Raw genomic sequence first — 15,470 nt, forward strand, 5'->3', positions numbered from 1 at the left:
ATAATACAGTGTATTAATCCTCGTAATAAATTATGATTTTCATTATAGGCTCAGTTGCAAGCTTGTCCTAATAATCCGATTGTCTTGTTTTATTATCTAAATAATTTGTAAATTATTTTGAGTTTTTGCATAGGATAGAGTAATAAATAGCTTTTCGATATAATTATTTTTCTTTATTTTCGGCGCCTCGATTCAAAGAGCGACACTCTTAATATCGTATGTTAGAAGGCTTAATGGGTGCGTAAAAAAATATTCATTAGGAGGGCTTATGATGACCGATGTTAATAACAATCCGTTTGTGATTTCTCAAGAAGATTGGTCCCTCCATCGCAAAGGCCATGATGACCAGCAGCGCCATCAAGAAAAAGTACAAGATGCGATCCGCAATAATTTACCAGACTTAATAACAGAAGAAAGCATCGTGATGTCGAATGGTCGAGAAGTAGTAAAAATCCCAATTCGTTCATTGGACGAATATAAAATTCGTTATAATTATGATAAAAATAAACATGTTGGTCAAGGAGATGGAGAAAGCCAAATCGGTGATGTTGTCGCCCGTGATGGTTCTGGTGGCCAAAAGGGAGCGGGTAAAGGGCAAGGAGCCGGCGATCAACCAGGTGAGGAGTATTTTGAGGCAGAAGTATCGTTAATGGAAATTGAAGAGGCATTATTTAAACAGCTCGAGCTACCAAACCTAAAGAAAAAAGAACATGATGAGCAAGTAATTGAAAATATTGAGTTTAATGATATTAGAAAAACAGGTCTCATGGGAAATATCGACAAGAAGCGTACGATGATGACGGCGTTTAAGCGCAATGCCATGACTGGAAAGCCAAGTTTCCATCCGATTTATCCGGAAGACTTAAAGTTTAAAACATGGAATGAAGTAGTGAAGCCTGATTCAAAAGCGGTTGTCTTAGCGATGATGGATACAAGCGGCTCAATGGGAATATGGGAGAAATATATGGCAAGGAGCTTTTTCTTCTGGATGACGAGATTTTTACGTACAAAATATGAAACGGTTGAAATCGAATTTATCGCCCATCATACGGAAGCAAAAGTTGTTTCAGAAGAGGACTTTTTTTCCCGAGGAGAAAGCGGAGGAACAATTTGTTCATCTGCCTATCGAAAAGCACTTGAGCTTATCGATGGAAAATACAACCCAAAAAGATTCAATATTTATCCATTCCACTTCTCAGACGGAGACAACTTAACTTCTGATAATGTTCGCTGTGTAAAACTCGTCGAAGACTTAATGAAAGTGTCTAATATGTTTGGGTATGGGGAAGTGAATCAGTATAACCGAACATCATCTCTCCAGAGTGTTTATAAGAATATTAAGGATGAACGGTTTAAGTCGTATGTTCTGAGGAATAAGGTAGATGTGTTTCATGCTATGAAGGAGTTTTTTAAGAAGGAATAAGATATAGTTGAAGTATAGGGGCGCAATTCCGCGGCCTTTTTTTATTAAAACAGGAAATCTCCTGATTAAGTGGTAAAATATACATAATGTAAATAAAATGAATAATAGTTTTATAAGGAGTGCATAAAATGAATTATCTATATCCATATCATTTAACAGAGGGGATAAAAAAACAGTGGAATAAATTCACAAGTCGTTTTAGAAATTGGCAGTCTATTAGCTTTTGTTTTCCTGCTGATGAAAATTTATTAAAAATGCTAGACGTTATGTATCATGTAAGTTTTGAAAAAGAGGAAGGGAGATACATAGTAGCTAAGGTTGCTTATATGGAACCAAGCACTAATTTAAGTTCTATACTTAATTTTTGTAATCCACCAATAGAATTAGAAAATGTTATTAAATTCGGTAAAAGTGAGATTATTCGTTTATCACCAGCGGTTAATTCAAGTACAAGTATTTTAGTGGTGTGTCCTGAAAATTTAATTATTAAAGATGGAAATTCAAATAATTTAGTTATATGGGGAGTTTTGTTTTTAGGAAATGAGTATGACAATTTATTAAATGGTAGAGCAGACGGTGCTTTGACCCCTCCATTTGTTCTTTCAATAGAAGTAAAGGAACCGGGTGAATTAATTATTTCTTCTAGTGGGGAGATATTCTGTAATTTAAATGGAGGAAAGTTGACTAATTCGACATTAAAAAATTTTGGAGAAGGATTAATCGGATTACACTTTTCAAAAATTACTGATCATTTATATAAAGATGTATGCAATGAACTTAAACTAGATAAATATAGTGAAGATGATTCGAATGATAGGCCCAAATCTCTCTATTATAGTACATTAAAGAATATACTAAGAATAATAGAAAAGAAAAAACATGGGGGAACTTTAATTGTTATTCCAGAGAATAAGGAACTAACTGAGGAATTTAAAGAATCAATCCACATTAAATACAGAATAAAAAGTCCTGAAATTTGGGAGAATTTAATAGATGTTTGTAAATTCAAGAGGTTGTATTTTGATGTTGTGTTTAAGAAAGGAAAAGAAATAAAAGATTATAAACAACAAATTGACTCTGATAAAAGTGCTGAACGAGCAAAGAATATAATATTTGAGCATGAAGAATTTATTGCAGCTTTATCTGGGGTAGATGGGGCGGTTGTAATTAATGAAAAGTTTGAAATTATCGGATTTGGGGCTGAAATCAGGTTACCCAATGATGGAATATCAACTGTAAGAAAAGCTAAAGATGCTGAGGGTAGGGAATATACAGATTTAGATATTACTTCTTTTGGAACTAGACATCGATCTGCGATAAGATTTTGTAATAACTTTGAGGATTCAATAGCTTTTGTTATTTCACAGGATGGTAAAGTAAAGTGTGTAAAGCGTAATGAAGGATTTATATATCTTTGGGATGATGTAAATTTAAAACCTTAATTTTTTTACTAATTTCTTTTCTTAAATACTGATAACATTTATGTGACTTCTATAAAAGGATAAGGTTCTCTAATAAAGCATGTTGGGTTTATTGAAATAAAGTGTATTTTAATTGAACATTTTAAGTAAAGCAAAACGCTTGGAAAAACCAAGCGTTTTTTGTACAAAGATTATTGTTATTTCATTGCTTTTTTTTCTTTATTTTCCAATACAATATTAATTTTTCACGTTACAATTACGCTACTAAAACTGAATTATTTACTATTGGAAGTGAGGAATATTTATATTTTAGTGAACAGTTCTATTTCAAATTGATCACGTCTAGTCCATTCTATTTTTCTTGTATAACACGCCTTATTAATTACAGACTTTAATAAATTATTTTTCCTTTGAATGTCATTTGACGCTTTATATGCAGGAATGATACTTCTAACTTTAGGAATAAATATAACACTTGCAGCTTGTTGTCTTTTTTCATACTCAATATCTTTCAGAGTTGAATTAATCCTTTCATTTAAAGCTTCTAATTTTTCTTTTATTACTTTTTGTCTCTGCAAAAATGTCTCAATATCGTAGACCTTCTTCTCTAGTAATTCATGGATACTATCTTTTTGTTCCTCAATATCTTTCTTTTCTTTTTCCATCCCGCGAAGTGCTCTCTCTTTAAGTCTAATAGAGGATTTAACTTTCTTTTGTTCTTCCTCAGGTACATCAAATTCAGTTATTAAATTCTCAAGAGTATCAAGAATACGCTGTTCAACCAGTGTAAAAGAAGCCCCTTTTTGCACTCCTTTACATCGATGATTCGTACATCTAATCGTATCGTTTGGACGGTCTGGACGTGGAAAACGTACCATTGCTTTACTACAATTTGCACAGAATAGCATTCCAGCAAGGGGATTAGAAAGCTTGCTGCTCTTTTTAAGAGGAGCTGGCCAACGTAATTTCGTTTTGCTGTTTATTTTATTAAAAAGTTCTTTACTAATTATTGCTTCATGAGCATTTTCAGTAATCTGCCAGTTCTCTCTAGGGAATATTCTCTTTTCATATTTACCATTAACTTTAGTGTATTTCACTTTCCCCCAGATAATTTTGCCTGTGTAAACTTCATTTTTTATTATTCTACCTATGGTTGTATGCTCCCACTGGTCAGACTCAGGAGGTTTAATATTTAATTGGTCTAATTCCTCAGCAATTGTTCGTTGACCAATTCCAGCTGCTGTTTTTTCGAAAATTAATTCAACTACCCAGCTTGTTTCTGGGTCTGGATGCAACTTTAAGTTAACATCTCTCAAGTAGCCATATGGTGGTTTTCTAGTGATTGATTTACCTTCTCTAGCTGATTGTCTTCGTCCACGTTGCATTCGCTTAGTGATTGCTTTTAATTCTTCCCTTGCAATTAATGACTTAATACTAAATGTCAGTTCTTGATTATCGTCCTGAGGGTCAATAATCTCTGTGGGCGTTACAATGATAGTTTGAGAGTTTCTAAATATACGGTATATCGTCCCTTGGTCAACCATATCCCCACGGCCTAAACGGTCTAAATCCATGCAAAGAACAGCATCTGCTTCACCGTTCTCAACACGTCTTAGCAGACTTTGCATTTCTGGACGTTCTGAAATATATTCCCCTGATTCCACTTCGTGAAGAATATCTATAATATTAATTTTCTTCAATCTGGCAAACTCAAGCAGCTGCTGACGGTGACGATCTAATGTATCGAAATGGTTCCCGATTTCGGCTTGTCGCTTTTCTTCTTCAATGTCTTTACGACTTTTCCTAAGATAAGCCAGGGCAGCCATATTAGACAAATTGCTGTAAGTCAAAGCTTCTCACCCCTTTACTATATGTTATTAGCTAATTTTCCCTTTCATGTTTCTTCTAATATGTTCAACTCGATATTGACAAATTTCCTCTGAAATTTTAAATAGAGAGGACATATCACTAACTAATGTTGGACTCTGCCAGTCAACTTCTTTAAGCATATGAAAGGGAACAGCAGCATATCGTGTAAAATGCTCACAATCCCATTCTTGAAGCTCTCTCCACGTTAATGGCATGGACCACTGATTTCCTGAATGTCGGAGTAGATGACACAGCTCATGATAAAACACTTCTCTTTGCATAACCTTATCTTGATCAATATTAATATTGATGATTTTAAAATTTCCTTGTTCAAAAGAATAATTTCTCTTCTCGGAATACTTCAAGTGAATCCCAAGCTTTCTAGCTATCACTCTTTCATCTATATCATCTGGATTAATGACACCAAGTACTTTAAATAATCTCGACACCCATTTATCCAGTGGAAATGGTTTATACACATAGGACAAAAGAATCACCTCGCTCACAATTATAAGAACAAATGTTTGGTTTTGCAATAAAAAAAACAGCTCTACTAGCTGTTCGGTTTTTTTAACTAACCATTTCTTCTATTTACATGTATTTACCATACTCTTTTTCTTTCATCTTAGTTCTTCTTCTTTCTACAGCACTATAATGCATAAGTAATCTTCCGTTCTTATCATAAATGTTACCACGGTGATCTTCATGACTGTAAAGAATTGATGCTCTAATCACGAAAAATAATCCTCGAATTAACATAAACGATAGTCCAAGTAATAGAAATCCTCCAACTATTTTAAGTAATCCTGTTGAAGATATTAATAAATCTGTTACATTAAAGGGTAGCTTTATGTCGGAAAAATCAATCATTTTTTCGACTCCGCCCAAACTTTTACCTTCATATTAATATTTGGCGAAAAATAAAAATATCCCAAAAAGAATTTTGGGATACTAAATAATCTATACTAAATTCCAATATTTTAATGTATAGTAAAATTATACTAGATCTATTGGAGGGGACAAATTGTTAGATTATGGTTTTTATGCATATATTATTTTTTGGTTCCTAATTATATTAATTGTCATTGCATTACCAATTATTATATTGGTTTGGGCATATAAAGATGCAATAAATAACGGAAAAAGTAGTGGTTATGCATTAGGAATATTATTCTTAATATTATTTTTTCCAATATTAGGTTTGTTAATCTATCTATTAATCAGGAAATCATAAGTCACTGAGAAAGAATTGTTAGTTTCAAACTAACTTTTAGCCCTATGGTCTCAGCCTTTAATAACTACCTACATAAGAATGAAAGGAACACTTTATAAGGATATTTTTAACTTTATTTATGAAAGCGAAAGTTAGCATATAAACGACCGAATCAAATTGTCTATGCTAATTTTCGTTTTTTTGCTTCTTCTTCTCTCCAAGGAACTAGGTGACTCTATTAAAGATAAAAGATTTTTCTCAAATAATAATGATAAACAAACTAGTTTGTAATAATAAAAAAGGCCAGATACACCGACCTTTACACTTCTGTACTACAATGAGTCGTAGTGTTTTTTCCTATATTCTTTTGTATCGGCCAATCTTCTTCTTTGAAAATTTCTGGCTCTCTTCATACCACCATCAAATTGCCATTTTGCACTTTCTCTTACCTCATACTCAAAATAATATGTCCGGCTAATCAAATAGATTACTTTAGGTGCAAAATGAAAAGCTAATCCCAAAAGTACAAAAACACCAACTAAACCTATTAATGCTGAACCTGAACTAAGTAAATCGGTGACATTGAAAGGTATACTTTCTTCGGAAAAATCAAGCATTTTTTCACCTCCGTCCATACACTTACCCTTATGTTAAGATACGAAAGAAAAGGAAAATATCCCAAAAATAATTTTGGGATACTAAGAGATTTTTTTTACTTTTTCTTTACGCCATTTATCTATTTTATCAAAGACATGTAGTCGGTTCCAAATCTCCATTTTAGTTGATTCAGAGAATTCTTTTGCTTTTTGTGTATAGCTACTTGTGGTAATAAACAACGTTCCATGACATCGGTAAAAATTTTTTCCGCCTTCAAGCTTTATTAAATCACTATTTCCAATTGCTGCTGTACTTTTATATCTTTTACACTGTACAGCAATTTTATGTCCGTCTTTTGGGTCAGTAATAACTAAGTCGACTCCGTGATCCCCTGACTTGGGAGTTGTTTCTGATTTAAAGCCTTTATCTTTGAAATATAAATAAACAAGTCTTTCAAAACTTTCTCCAGATAGTGAATCAATATCGGAATTAAGTAAGTCTATATCAGTTAATTTTTTATTTTGAGAAGATGATTTATTCTTTGTTGTTTTATTAGTTGTAGTATTATTCTTCTTAGGGGTTGTTTTCTTTGCGGTCTTACTATCTGGTAATAATCTTTCAATAACTCTTGAAGTAAAAAGTCCAACTACAATTGTGAATCCTATAAGGATATAAATATTATTTAGAAAAGGAACTAGTTCCTTTATATGGGTTTGATACATTATTATTATCATTGCAACAAATAAGCCAATTCCATTGGAAATTACCCTTTTTTCAGAAGGTTTCATTTTCCCCTCTCCTCTTTCGCTTTCCACTTCACATATTCAATATGACGTTTAATGTCATCAATTTCATCTTCTGTTAGACCATCCATATCAAAGAAAAATAAATTGCCCTTTTCTTCATCATCTTTAATTCCAGTTAATAAATAATCTACTGATACATTATAAAATTTAGCTAATTTTAATAGGGAATCATAATCTGGTTGTCTGTTGCCAGATTCATACGCTGTATAGGCTGGTCTAGTTATACCAAGAATCTTTGCAATTTCTTCTTGAGTTTTTTTATGTTCTTTTCTCAATGCTATTAATTGTTCTTTCAACATATAAATTCACCTCGTCTATATCTTAAATAATACAGTAACTATTAATTGCTTTTAACTTATGTAACAAAAAGAAACATTATTAAAAATAAACGCTTGACTATGTAACGAAACGATACTATTATAGGTTTATAGAATGTTTCATATCGTTACTATTCAAGGAGGGGAGTATTTGAGAATTTGGCTAAAACTGCACAGAGAGAAATTAGGTTTAACTCATGAAGATGTTGCAATGGATTCAGGAATAAAAAGACCATATTATACAATGATTGAAAATGGATCTAGGAATCCAAGTGTTGAAGTAGCGAAAAAAATTGCTAAAGTATTAGGTTTTAATTGGACATTTTTTTTTGAAAATTAATGTAACGAAATGAAACATAAAAATTAAAAATTCTATGCAGGAGGTTTTACTTTGACAAACACTATTCCAGCTGGTTTATCTCAAGATCGATATTGGGCTTCACTAATTTATTTGTTTAAAAATCACTATCGTCTTAATGATTGTTTCACTACAAATTTTTTCGATATGTCAGATGAAACAATCAGAATCCAAGCCTTGAAAAGAAATTCTGGCCCGTGGTCACAATCTGAAAAAATCATGTTGAATCTGGCACTTCATTTATTTAATGAAAGGAACAAGTTTAACCTTTCTGATTTAGATTACTTGGATGGTAACAACAAAAAACTTGCAATGGAAGCAATTAAAATTCGCTTTTTCTAGGGCAGTCCTGTTGTCTCCATTTCATATTAATAAACAGAGGAGGGATTACATGCCTAAAACATACACCTTTGGCAATACAACAGTTATTGTTCATTCACCACTGGCCCATATGACATCAGAAGAAAGAAGAGAGTTCTTTCGATCTGAATGGGAAAAGGGGAATCCAGTATTAAAGGAAATTGCCCAGGCTGCTCACGATTGTCTGAAAGCCTCTGTTCCAGAGAAATTAGCGAAATATTCCTAGTCTAAACATACCACTTTTAAGGGGATGAATTTGTCGATATGTGCTTAATTAATGCTGAAAATGTAGCAATTAACCAGTTGCAGGAGTACACAGAGAAAACAGCATTTTATTTACTAGATGCAATTCGTGAACAAGATTATGAATCTGCCAATCTTGAAATGGAAGAATTGAAGTTTTTAATGAAACGCTTGGAGGATATGAGGGCAAAGCAAAAAAGGTTTCAAATGCTTAAAAATGTTGTTACTGAAATGAAAGCACGGGGTATAAAAATAGATTTCGCCAAACGTGCTTTATTTTTGAAAAACAATGCAAAAAATGCTGTTGAAATTTATGAGAAAACAAATGAAATACACAAATTAAATAAAAAAAGGCAGCAAGCGTAAGCCTACTGCAAAAAAATTCTTTATAAAACACACACACTCAGTTTAACAAATAAATATTGGAAAGGAAAGAGCCAATGCTTGCTATGCAAAATGTAGAGGAATCAGTCGATTTAGCTCGGCTGTTTCCTTCCAGTCCAATTAAAGTAATTAAACTATTTGGCTATTCTTCTTTTAATAGAGAACAAGATTATAACAAAAGATATTCAAAAGCCAAACGTCCCTGTATGAAGGGATGGCAACAAATGGACAAGCCTGGTCTATCCAGTGAAGAGAGATCCTCATGGCTTAATGAAAGTGGATGGACAGGCTTAGTAATTCCTAAAGGATATATTGTAGTTGATATAGATGATCAGCATGAAGGAGAGCTGATTTATAAGGCTTTGCAGAAAGACCAGCTTTGCTTTCATGCAATAAAGACGGTTAGAGGCTATCAGTTCTTTTTCAAAGATAACGGGAGAGTAAAGACACAAGACGCAACAGTATTAATGTCTTGTGGCTGTGTGGGTGATTATCGGTTAGCGGAACGAGGTCAAATTGTATTACCTTCGCTTAATACAAAGGGGAGGGAATGGGTACAGCTGCATGATGGCGAACTGTCAGAAATGCCAATTTACTTCGAACGTTTGAAAAAGGTTGATAATGATAGACCTTTCCCTATCCCACTAGTTGAGGGTGGTCGTAATAATGCCATGTATGCCCATGCTTGTCGTCTTGTTGAGTTTGGATACTCTCAAGATGAAATTCATGAGATTACTAGTTTTACAAACAAGTATTTCTTTCTTCCAGCACTAGATCATTCCGAATACATAACAACTTTGAATAGTGCTTTGCAAAGGAAACAAAGTGGGAAAATTTACGGACAGCCCCCTGCTTCCCCTCCAACACAACAGCAACACGAGCATAGAGAACCAAAGTTTAACTTAACTGAAATGGGTAACGCTGAAAGGCTTGTATATCGTAACGGACAGAATTTGAAGTACTGTATTGAGTTTGAAGAGTGGCTTCTATGGAACGGCAGCACATGGATCGAGGATAAGAAGAGAAGAATTGAACGAATAGCAATAAAGACTTTCCGTGAAATGTATGGTGAGGCCAGTAAAGAAGAAGATATGAACAGGAGGACACAAATTGTGAAATGGGCGCAATCCAGTGAAAAGAGTTCTGTTTTCCTCAATAGTATAGCAAGGGCGCAAGCGATGCTTCCACTCACTCAAGATGAACTAAATAAAAATGGTATGTTACTTAATTGTAAAAATGGTGTTGTTGATCTTCAAACAGGTAATTTACTTGAACATGACCGAAAATTGCTCATGACGAAAAATAATCATATTCACTATGATGTAAAGGCTAAATGCCCAACATGGATTAATTTTCTTGAAAGTATCATGAAAGATGAAAAAGGAAATGTAAAGCAAGACTTGATTGATTTTTTACAAAAAGCAATCGGATATACATTGACTGGAGATATTAGTGAGCAAGTGGCGTTCTTTCTATGGGGAACTGGACGAAATGGAAAATCGACTTTCATTAATATCATCAAAGAAATATTAGGTGACTATGGCAAACAGACGAACAGTGACACGTTCACTTCAAAAGTAAATGATAACGGGATAAATAATGATATTGCTAGGCTTCATGGAGCACGCTTTGTCTCGGCTGTGGAATCAGAGGATGGGCAAAAGCTTTCTGAGTCCCTAATTAAGCAGTTGACAGGCGGAGAGCCAATCACTGCAAGATTTTTACGGAAAGAGTTTTTTGAGTTTCTACCCGAATTTAAGATATTTTTTACAACAAACCATAAGCCGATTGTCAAAGGTGATGACGAGGGTATATGGAGAAGGATTCGTCTAATTCCTTTTACGGTGACGATTCCGAAAGAAGAAGTGGACAAGCAGCTCCCTGAAAAGCTTCGTGCTGAATTGTCAGGTATTTTGCGCTGGGCAGTAGAAGGCTGCATGAAATGGCAGCAGGAAGGGTTAGGAGAACCAGAGGAAGTAAAGGCTGCTACTGACGAGTATAAAGAGGAAATGGACTTATTATCCAACTTTCTTGATGAATGCTGTGTAATCTTTTCAGAAGCTAAAGTGGCAGTAAATGATATTCATAAGGAATACATGAAATGGGCGGAGGAAAACGGAGAGTACCCAATGAAACAAAGGGCATTCAGTAACCGCCTGCAAATGAAAGGATATTCAAAACGGAAATCTACAGGGAACCGTACATTCTTCTTTGGTATCGGACTTTTAGCAGATTATAAGGATAAGTTACCTAACAGTTACCTAGTTACCCAAAGTGACTCATTTTCTAGTATCCCTCCTATAGAGAAAAAATTTGAGACGAACCTAGAAACAGGGTCACTAAAGGTAACTTCTAACTCGAAAAGTAACTCTATGGTAATTGAGGAGGAGATTTAATGATTTATCAACTCCTTAACACAATGTATCACTTAAATATACAAATAAAAGAAGTAGAACGAAAAACAAAGCTTGTTTATGACCCTGGACTATTAAACGAAAAACTAAAGGAACAAATTAGACTTCATAAAAAATCACTGATTCAGAGATTAGAAGAAAATGAGGGAGCAAAGAAAATAGGCTTTATTGTTTACAGTCATGGACAGCTTTATGAATACCGATATGGCAGAGGAGCGTTCTTGTATATTGAGCGCCTTCCAAACGGCCATGCAACAGCTTGGAGGGAGAATTATCTACCAGACCAAAGCACAGCATATAAAACGATAGTAATCGTTACTAATGTGCGTTTTGAAAAGGCATTTGAACAAGCTACAAGCTTCATAAATTGGCTAAATAAAAAGCGAAATAGGAAAGTGGGGTGATTGTATGAAACTTTTTAAAACCTATTTAAGAGAAGCCCAAGAAAGGCTAAAAGATAGTTTGATAGAAAGGTTGCTTGCCCTTGGAGTAACAAAAGTGAATGATGGAAGGCAACTTTACGAACTGACTTTGACTGAACTTACTAATGAATATGACTATGCTAAGAAACGCTGTAAAACGTGCAGTATTTAAATATAAATATATATTAAATTATGCACGCACTCCTATATAGCGTAAACAAGATGAAATTCAGAATTTATCCATAAGCAATTGAATCGAATGAAACTTCGGAATTGAATAATTTGAAAGAAATTATTATTAAATTTTTGGGGAGAATTTGATTTTTGTAAAAGTGAAAATTTCATTTTCTTCAAAATGAAATATTAGAAACTGTGAATTGTTAAGTTTAATAGAAAGGATGAAAAGACTATGAAAATTGGATATATAGAAAAGAATTTTCGAGAATCAAGCCTAAAGTTAATAAACCTTGCAAATAAAATCATAAAGGAATATCAAGATAAAGGTTATTCATTAACCTTGCGTCAAGTTTACTATCAGTTAGTGGCAAGAGATGTTATTCCTAATAACGAGAGAAGCTATAAAAATTTAGGGAATTTAATTAGTGATGGTCGATTAGCAGGATTAATTAGTTGGAGGGCTATTGAAGATAGAACAAGATATATAAGGAAAAATACTCATTGGGAAGATCCTTCCCATATCATTCAAGCGACGACATGGTCACTTAGATATGATAGATGGGAAAATCAAGACTACCATGTGGAAGTGTGGGTCGAGAAAGACGCTCTTGTTGGGATAATTGGGCAAATTTGCGAAAAGTTAGATATAAATTATTTTTCTTGCAGAGGTTATGTGAGTCAGTCTGAAATGTGGGGAGCAGCCCAACGATTGCAAAGAATCGGGTCTAAAACACCGGTCATTATCCATTTAGGTGACCATGACCCTAGTGGCATAGATATGAGTCGAGATATTGTGGAACGTTTGAGCCTTTTTGAAGTAGAGCCTATATTTGAACGTATCGCTTTGAATATGGATCAGATAGAAGAATTTAATCCACCGCCAAATCCTGCTAAGATAACCGACAGTCGAGCAAGCACCTACATTTCACGTTATGGTCGTGAATCTTGGGAACTAGATGCCTTGAAACCAGAAACTCTAGAAGAATTGATTAGAAATACTGTTGAATCATATTGTGATCAAGGCCTTTTCGATGAAGTGGAAGAAAGAGAAAACAAAGACAAAGAAATATTAAGAGTAGTTTCTGATAATTGGGCTGAAATTGAAAAGAAATATGGAACAGAACTTGAATAAAGATTCAGTCAAGGAATGATAGGAGTGTTTATCATGTCAAAAGAGAACATTGCTTGGTTAGGTTTTGGTCTTTTGCTCACAACTCTTTTTGTAATAGGAATAACATTAATATTTTTTGTTAAAGGGTATTTTTTAGCTGTGGGTTTAACAGTATTGAGTATTATGGGTATTTTTATAGTAGCTTCCGTTTATGATTATTTAAATGAAAAATACAATGGATTTGAGAAAAAAGAAATTCAATGATTGGAGATGATTAAACGAAAGGAGTGCGGCTGCTTTGCAATTTAGTGAGCTAGTTGATAGGAGTGATTCCTTAATATGTTTTTTTTAAAGGTCGCCTCAGCCTATTTTGTTGGAGTTATTGGCTGTTTAGCAATTTTATATATCATTAATCAGTTGAATAAAGTTAAAAGAAAAGATGAATTAGAATGATAGGAGTGTTTAACTAATGATCGTTCAGGCAATGGGATATAAAAAGAATGGGATAATGCACTGTTGGGATTTTCACAACAGGAACAAGGATGAGATCGAAACGCAATTAAAAGAGGAAGGCTGGACAATCGTTTCAATAGAGGAGCTGATTATATAAATGGCATTTTTAACGCAAGTTCGCTCAGGAGGGAAACAGTATATTTATCTGACAGAATATTGCGGAAATCAATTATTTACATCTAAAACAGATAGAACTGTTTACGCATTTGGCCCTACAAGTTTAGCCATATTACGAATGAAAAAATGGTTATGGAAGTTCGATAAGGAGTTTCCACAGGAACTGAAGGACTTAGGTTTTACAAGGCAAGATTTAGAATCATGGTTAAAACAACTCGAAACTGGAAGGACTCCACAAGGGCGATATTTCAGAGTCGAGAGGGAACCTGTGGAGCATTACAATATATATAATATATATTAAACTATGCACGAAATTTTACTTTATGTATTAGTTTTAGATAGCGATTTTCTAAATTAAATAATTATGTTTGATAGACAGGTGGGGATAAACTCACCTGTTTTTTCTATATTACCCCAAAATTTTTTTTGGGATATTTATAAAAATAGTTATTTAGTAATATCGGAAACAAGAGGTGAAAAGTATGAATGAGGAAAATCAAATATCGACTCCAACTAATGAAAGTGTAGATAATGCAACCGATTCAAGTGAAACAGTTGATACTAACCCTCCTGTTTCATCAACAGAATCTGGTTTTCCTTCACTTATATTTGACCCTAATTCAGATGTAATAGTGACAGCTCCAATTGATTTTAGAGAGTCTACTATTTTCTCAACAGAAAAGGGAGATATTCACGTCATTCATGAAATCACTCTTGGGGAAGTCATCATATCAACTCTTATCATGGCTATGTTAATATTCTCGCTTTTGGATCGAGTGATAAGGAGGTAGGGATTATGTATACAGTAATGGCATATACACCGAAGGATATATTTGTTACATATGTCATCATCGTTGCAAGTTGTGCCCTTCTTTATCCTATCGCAAGAGTGATATATACAGCTATTGAAAGAGGTGTCGACAGATGGAGGTAAGCACATTCGAGATTGGGGGCCTTGTTGCATATGCTCTAAAAATTGTGTTTGGTAATCCAGATGTCATTGTCTTGCTATTAGCGTTTTCGATTATTATTACGCTTGGGCTAGTAATCTTTAGGATTTATGAGGATCTATCGAGTTAAGGGAGTGAAGCTATGGGTGGTCTTGCAAATGTATTTGATTGGGATTTCTTTTGGGGAACATTCGGCTTCGTCTTGAAAATTGTAGCTCCTTTCGTAATGCTCATTGTCGCCATTATCGCAGTAGGAATTCTTCTTAAAAACATCATAGCAGCAGTAAGGCAGAAAAACTAATGCCAGCATATGAAGCGTTTTTAAGCGGAGAAAACTTAGTCAAGTTTTGGGAATTTGTCAAATGGATTCTTTTCCTTGTAGCTCCAGGAGTATTAATTTGGATAGCTGTACAAGCGATTGGGCATCTCGTGGATGTAGTAAAAAAATCAATAGCTGGTGAAGCGAACAAAGATGATGATGACTATGATGTTTATCGGTATTAACTACTAGCCTAGCTAGTAAAATATAAAAATTTATTTAGGAGGAATTATTCATGGGTGGAAGTGCAATTGATTTTTCAGGAGTATCATTACCTTTTAGCGTAACAGATTTATTAACTAGTGGTACAGGGCTGTTGGCAATTGTAGGGGGATTTGTTCTTTTAGGACTAGCTTTCCCACTAGTAGGCAAGCTAATTCAAGTTATCCGCCGTTCATTTGGACAAGGTGGAAAAGCAGCTTAATAGCTATGAAAAAGGGGGAGCAATCCTCCTTT

The 15,470-nt window shown here is 34.0% G+C and carries 26 protein-coding genes; 20 read left to right on the plus strand and 6 right to left on the minus strand.

Translation table 11 applies throughout. The annotated features are described in order from the left end of the window. Window positions 1–271 precede the first annotated feature (271 nt). Window positions 272–1,423, plus strand: coding sequence for a sporulation protein YhbH (yhbH, locus tag KDN24_RS07460; RefSeq protein ID WP_409971495.1), 1,152 nt, complete (start codon window positions 272–274; stop codon window positions 1,421–1,423). Between the two features lie 128 nt (window positions 1,424–1,551). Continuing rightward, entirely contained in the window at window positions 1,552–2,865 is a 1,314-nt protein-coding gene (locus KDN24_RS07465; protein WP_409971496.1) for a DNA integrity scanning protein DisA nucleotide-binding domain protein, read from the plus strand. Between the two features lie 281 nt (window positions 2,866–3,146). Here the strand turns inward: KDN24_RS07465 and KDN24_RS07470 are convergent, their stop codons facing one another. The 3 genes from KDN24_RS07470 to KDN24_RS07480 all read right to left on the minus strand — a co-directional run bounded on the left by KDN24_RS07470 (window position 3,147) and on the right by KDN24_RS07480 (window position 5,601). Then, the gene (locus tag KDN24_RS07470; protein ID WP_409971610.1) at window positions 3,147–4,670 is read right to left on the minus strand and encodes a recombinase family protein; all 1,524 of its coding nucleotides are present in this window, start codon (window positions 4,668–4,670) and stop codon (window positions 3,147–3,149) included. Between the two features lie 51 nt (window positions 4,671–4,721). Continuing rightward, window positions 4,722–5,192, minus strand: a complete 471-nt coding sequence (locus tag KDN24_RS07475) for an ImmA/IrrE family metallo-endopeptidase (RefSeq protein ID WP_409971611.1) — start codon at window positions 5,190–5,192, stop codon at window positions 4,722–4,724. A gap of 112 nt (window positions 5,193–5,304) precedes the next feature. Beyond that, window positions 5,305–5,601: a hypothetical protein gene (locus KDN24_RS07480; RefSeq protein WP_409971497.1), complete on the minus strand. Its 297-nt coding sequence runs from the start codon at window positions 5,599–5,601 to the stop codon at window positions 5,305–5,307. 217 nt (window positions 5,602–5,818) lie between these two features. Between KDN24_RS07480 and KDN24_RS07485 the strand changes: the two genes are divergently transcribed. Next, window positions 5,819–5,947: a PLDc N-terminal domain-containing protein gene (locus KDN24_RS07485; protein WP_409971612.1), complete on the plus strand. Its 129-nt coding sequence runs from the start codon at window positions 5,819–5,821 to the stop codon at window positions 5,945–5,947. 311 nt (window positions 5,948–6,258) lie between these two features. Here KDN24_RS07485 and KDN24_RS07490 read toward each other — a convergent pair whose 3' ends face one another. The 3 genes from KDN24_RS07490 to KDN24_RS07500 form a co-directional block, all read right to left on the minus strand. Further along, the gene (locus tag KDN24_RS07490; protein ID WP_409971498.1) at window positions 6,259–6,561 is read right to left on the minus strand and encodes a hypothetical protein; all 303 of its coding nucleotides are present in this window, start codon (window positions 6,559–6,561) and stop codon (window positions 6,259–6,261) included. A 63-nt stretch (window positions 6,562–6,624) separates the two neighbouring features. After that, complete coding sequence (locus KDN24_RS07495) at window positions 6,625–7,311, minus strand: restriction endonuclease (RefSeq protein ID WP_409971499.1); 687 nt, start codon at window positions 7,309–7,311, stop codon at window positions 6,625–6,627. Continuing rightward, window positions 7,308–7,628 (minus strand): helix-turn-helix domain-containing protein, encoded by a 321-nt coding sequence (locus tag KDN24_RS07500; protein ID WP_409971500.1) that lies wholly within the window; start codon window positions 7,626–7,628, stop codon window positions 7,308–7,310. The genes KDN24_RS07495 and KDN24_RS07500 overlap by 4 nt, the downstream gene beginning before the upstream one ends. A gap of 133 nt (window positions 7,629–7,761) precedes the next feature. Here KDN24_RS07500 and KDN24_RS07505 point away from each other — a divergent pair, with 133 nt between their 5' ends. The 17 genes from KDN24_RS07505 to KDN24_RS07585 all read left to right on the plus strand — a co-directional run bounded on the left by KDN24_RS07505 (window position 7,762) and on the right by KDN24_RS07585 (window position 15,438). Next, entirely contained in the window at window positions 7,762–7,986 is a 225-nt protein-coding gene (locus KDN24_RS07505) for a helix-turn-helix domain-containing protein (RefSeq protein ID WP_409971501.1), read from the plus strand. A 51-nt stretch (window positions 7,987–8,037) separates the two neighbouring features. Next, complete coding sequence (locus KDN24_RS07510; protein WP_409971502.1) at window positions 8,038–8,346, plus strand: hypothetical protein; 309 nt, start codon at window positions 8,038–8,040, stop codon at window positions 8,344–8,346. A 49-nt stretch (window positions 8,347–8,395) separates the two neighbouring features. Next, a complete protein-coding gene (locus KDN24_RS07515; protein WP_409971503.1) occupies window positions 8,396–8,590 on the plus strand; it encodes a hypothetical protein in 195 nt (64 codons plus the stop codon). A 38-nt stretch (window positions 8,591–8,628) separates the two neighbouring features. Continuing rightward, entirely contained in the window at window positions 8,629–8,973 is a 345-nt protein-coding gene (locus KDN24_RS07520; protein ID WP_409971504.1) for a hypothetical protein, read from the plus strand. A gap of 74 nt (window positions 8,974–9,047) precedes the next feature. Further along, on the plus strand, window positions 9,048–11,387 hold the full coding sequence (locus KDN24_RS07525; protein WP_409971505.1) for a phage/plasmid primase, P4 family: 2,340 nt from the start codon (window positions 9,048–9,050) through the stop codon (window positions 11,385–11,387). Beyond that, the gene (locus KDN24_RS07530; RefSeq protein WP_409971506.1) at window positions 11,387–11,809 is read left to right on the plus strand and encodes a hypothetical protein; all 423 of its coding nucleotides are present in this window, start codon (window positions 11,387–11,389) and stop codon (window positions 11,807–11,809) included. Before KDN24_RS07525 ends, KDN24_RS07530 begins: the two co-directional genes overlap by 1 nt. A gap of 4 nt (window positions 11,810–11,813) precedes the next feature. Continuing rightward, entirely contained in the window at window positions 11,814–11,999 is a 186-nt protein-coding gene (gene fbpA, locus KDN24_RS07535) for a Fur-regulated basic protein FbpA (RefSeq protein ID WP_409971507.1), read from the plus strand. A 237-nt stretch (window positions 12,000–12,236) separates the two neighbouring features. Next, on the plus strand, window positions 12,237–13,136 hold the full coding sequence (locus KDN24_RS07540; protein WP_409971508.1) for a hypothetical protein: 900 nt from the start codon (window positions 12,237–12,239) through the stop codon (window positions 13,134–13,136). A gap of 33 nt (window positions 13,137–13,169) precedes the next feature. Then, a complete protein-coding gene (locus KDN24_RS07545; protein WP_409971509.1) occupies window positions 13,170–13,379 on the plus strand; it encodes a hypothetical protein in 210 nt (69 codons plus the stop codon). Window positions 13,380–13,584: 205 nt separating this feature from the next. Further along, entirely contained in the window at window positions 13,585–13,725 is a 141-nt protein-coding gene (locus tag KDN24_RS07550; RefSeq protein WP_409971510.1) for a hypothetical protein, read from the plus strand. Then, window positions 13,726–14,046, plus strand: a complete 321-nt coding sequence (locus KDN24_RS07555; RefSeq protein ID WP_409971511.1) for a hypothetical protein — start codon at window positions 13,726–13,728, stop codon at window positions 14,044–14,046. It begins immediately after the preceding gene. 181 nt (window positions 14,047–14,227) lie between these two features. Further along, window positions 14,228–14,536: a hypothetical protein gene (locus tag KDN24_RS07560; RefSeq protein ID WP_409971512.1), complete on the plus strand. Its 309-nt coding sequence runs from the start codon at window positions 14,228–14,230 to the stop codon at window positions 14,534–14,536. Window positions 14,537–14,541: 5 nt separating this feature from the next. Next, complete coding sequence (locus KDN24_RS07565; RefSeq protein ID WP_409971513.1) at window positions 14,542–14,679, plus strand: hypothetical protein; 138 nt, start codon at window positions 14,542–14,544, stop codon at window positions 14,677–14,679. Beyond that, window positions 14,670–14,825, plus strand: a complete 156-nt coding sequence (locus KDN24_RS07570) for a hypothetical protein (protein ID WP_409971514.1) — start codon at window positions 14,670–14,672, stop codon at window positions 14,823–14,825. The genes KDN24_RS07565 and KDN24_RS07570 overlap by 10 nt, the downstream gene beginning before the upstream one ends. Before the next feature lie 12 nt (window positions 14,826–14,837). Then, window positions 14,838–14,996 (plus strand): PTS ascorbate transporter subunit IIC, encoded by a 159-nt coding sequence (locus KDN24_RS07575; RefSeq protein ID WP_409971515.1) that lies wholly within the window; start codon window positions 14,838–14,840, stop codon window positions 14,994–14,996. Beyond that, window positions 14,996–15,199 carry a hypothetical protein gene (locus tag KDN24_RS07580; RefSeq protein ID WP_409971516.1) on the plus strand — a complete coding sequence of 68 codons (204 nt, stop codon included), beginning with the start codon at window positions 14,996–14,998 and terminating at the stop codon, window positions 15,197–15,199. Before KDN24_RS07575 ends, KDN24_RS07580 begins: the two co-directional genes overlap by 1 nt. Before the next feature lie 50 nt (window positions 15,200–15,249). Further along, a complete protein-coding gene (locus KDN24_RS07585) occupies window positions 15,250–15,438 on the plus strand; it encodes a hypothetical protein (protein WP_409971517.1) in 189 nt (62 codons plus the stop codon). The last annotated feature ends 32 nt before the right edge of the window (window positions 15,439–15,470 follow it).

Origin of the sequence: Cytobacillus sp. Bva_UNVM-123 (assembly GCF_046351715.2) — a bacterium.
In the GTDB taxonomy this organism is placed as follows: Bacteria; Bacillota; Bacilli; order Bacillales; family Cytobacillaceae; genus Cytobacillus.

Excerpts from the sequence above, each read along its gene's own strand:
- yhbH (WP_409971495.1), top strand. The coding sequence starts at position 272 with ATGACCGATGTTAATAACAATCCGTTTGTGATTTCTCAAGAAGATTGG.
- KDN24_RS07465 (WP_409971496.1), top strand. The coding sequence starts at position 1,552 with ATGAATTATCTATATCCATATCATTTAACAGAGGGGATAAAAAAACAG.
- KDN24_RS07470 (WP_409971610.1), bottom strand. The coding sequence starts at position 4,670 with ATGGCTGCCCTGGCTTATCTTAGGAAAAGTCGTAAAGACATTGAAGAA.
- KDN24_RS07490 (WP_409971498.1), bottom strand. The coding sequence starts at position 6,561 with ATGGACGGAGGTGAAAAAATGCTTGATTTTTCCGAAGAAAGTATACCT.
- KDN24_RS07495 (WP_409971499.1), bottom strand. The coding sequence starts at position 7,311 with ATGAAACCTTCTGAAAAAAGGGTAATTTCCAATGGAATTGGCTTATTT.
- KDN24_RS07500 (WP_409971500.1), bottom strand. The coding sequence starts at position 7,628 with ATGTTGAAAGAACAATTAATAGCATTGAGAAAAGAACATAAAAAAACT.
- KDN24_RS07505 (WP_409971501.1), top strand. The coding sequence starts at position 7,762 with ATGTTTCATATCGTTACTATTCAAGGAGGGGAGTATTTGAGAATTTGG.
- KDN24_RS07515 (WP_409971503.1), top strand. The coding sequence starts at position 8,396 with ATGCCTAAAACATACACCTTTGGCAATACAACAGTTATTGTTCATTCA.
- KDN24_RS07520 (WP_409971504.1), top strand. The coding sequence starts at position 8,629 with ATGTGCTTAATTAATGCTGAAAATGTAGCAATTAACCAGTTGCAGGAG.
- KDN24_RS07525 (WP_409971505.1), top strand. The coding sequence starts at position 9,048 with ATGCTTGCTATGCAAAATGTAGAGGAATCAGTCGATTTAGCTCGGCTG.
- KDN24_RS07530 (WP_409971506.1), top strand. The coding sequence starts at position 11,387 with ATGATTTATCAACTCCTTAACACAATGTATCACTTAAATATACAAATA.
- fbpA (WP_409971507.1), top strand. The coding sequence starts at position 11,814 with ATGAAACTTTTTAAAACCTATTTAAGAGAAGCCCAAGAAAGGCTAAAA.
- KDN24_RS07540 (WP_409971508.1), top strand. The coding sequence starts at position 12,237 with ATGAAAATTGGATATATAGAAAAGAATTTTCGAGAATCAAGCCTAAAG.
- KDN24_RS07545 (WP_409971509.1), top strand. The coding sequence starts at position 13,170 with ATGTCAAAAGAGAACATTGCTTGGTTAGGTTTTGGTCTTTTGCTCACA.
- KDN24_RS07550 (WP_409971510.1), top strand. The coding sequence starts at position 13,585 with ATGATCGTTCAGGCAATGGGATATAAAAAGAATGGGATAATGCACTGT.
- KDN24_RS07555 (WP_409971511.1), top strand. The coding sequence starts at position 13,726 with ATGGCATTTTTAACGCAAGTTCGCTCAGGAGGGAAACAGTATATTTAT.
- KDN24_RS07560 (WP_409971512.1), top strand. The coding sequence starts at position 14,228 with ATGAATGAGGAAAATCAAATATCGACTCCAACTAATGAAAGTGTAGAT.
- KDN24_RS07565 (WP_409971513.1), top strand. The coding sequence starts at position 14,542 with ATGTATACAGTAATGGCATATACACCGAAGGATATATTTGTTACATAT.
- KDN24_RS07570 (WP_409971514.1), top strand. The coding sequence starts at position 14,670 with ATGGAGGTAAGCACATTCGAGATTGGGGGCCTTGTTGCATATGCTCTA.
- KDN24_RS07575 (WP_409971515.1), top strand. The coding sequence starts at position 14,838 with ATGGGTGGTCTTGCAAATGTATTTGATTGGGATTTCTTTTGGGGAACA.
- KDN24_RS07580 (WP_409971516.1), top strand. The coding sequence starts at position 14,996 with ATGCCAGCATATGAAGCGTTTTTAAGCGGAGAAAACTTAGTCAAGTTT.
- KDN24_RS07585 (WP_409971517.1), top strand. The coding sequence starts at position 15,250 with ATGGGTGGAAGTGCAATTGATTTTTCAGGAGTATCATTACCTTTTAGC.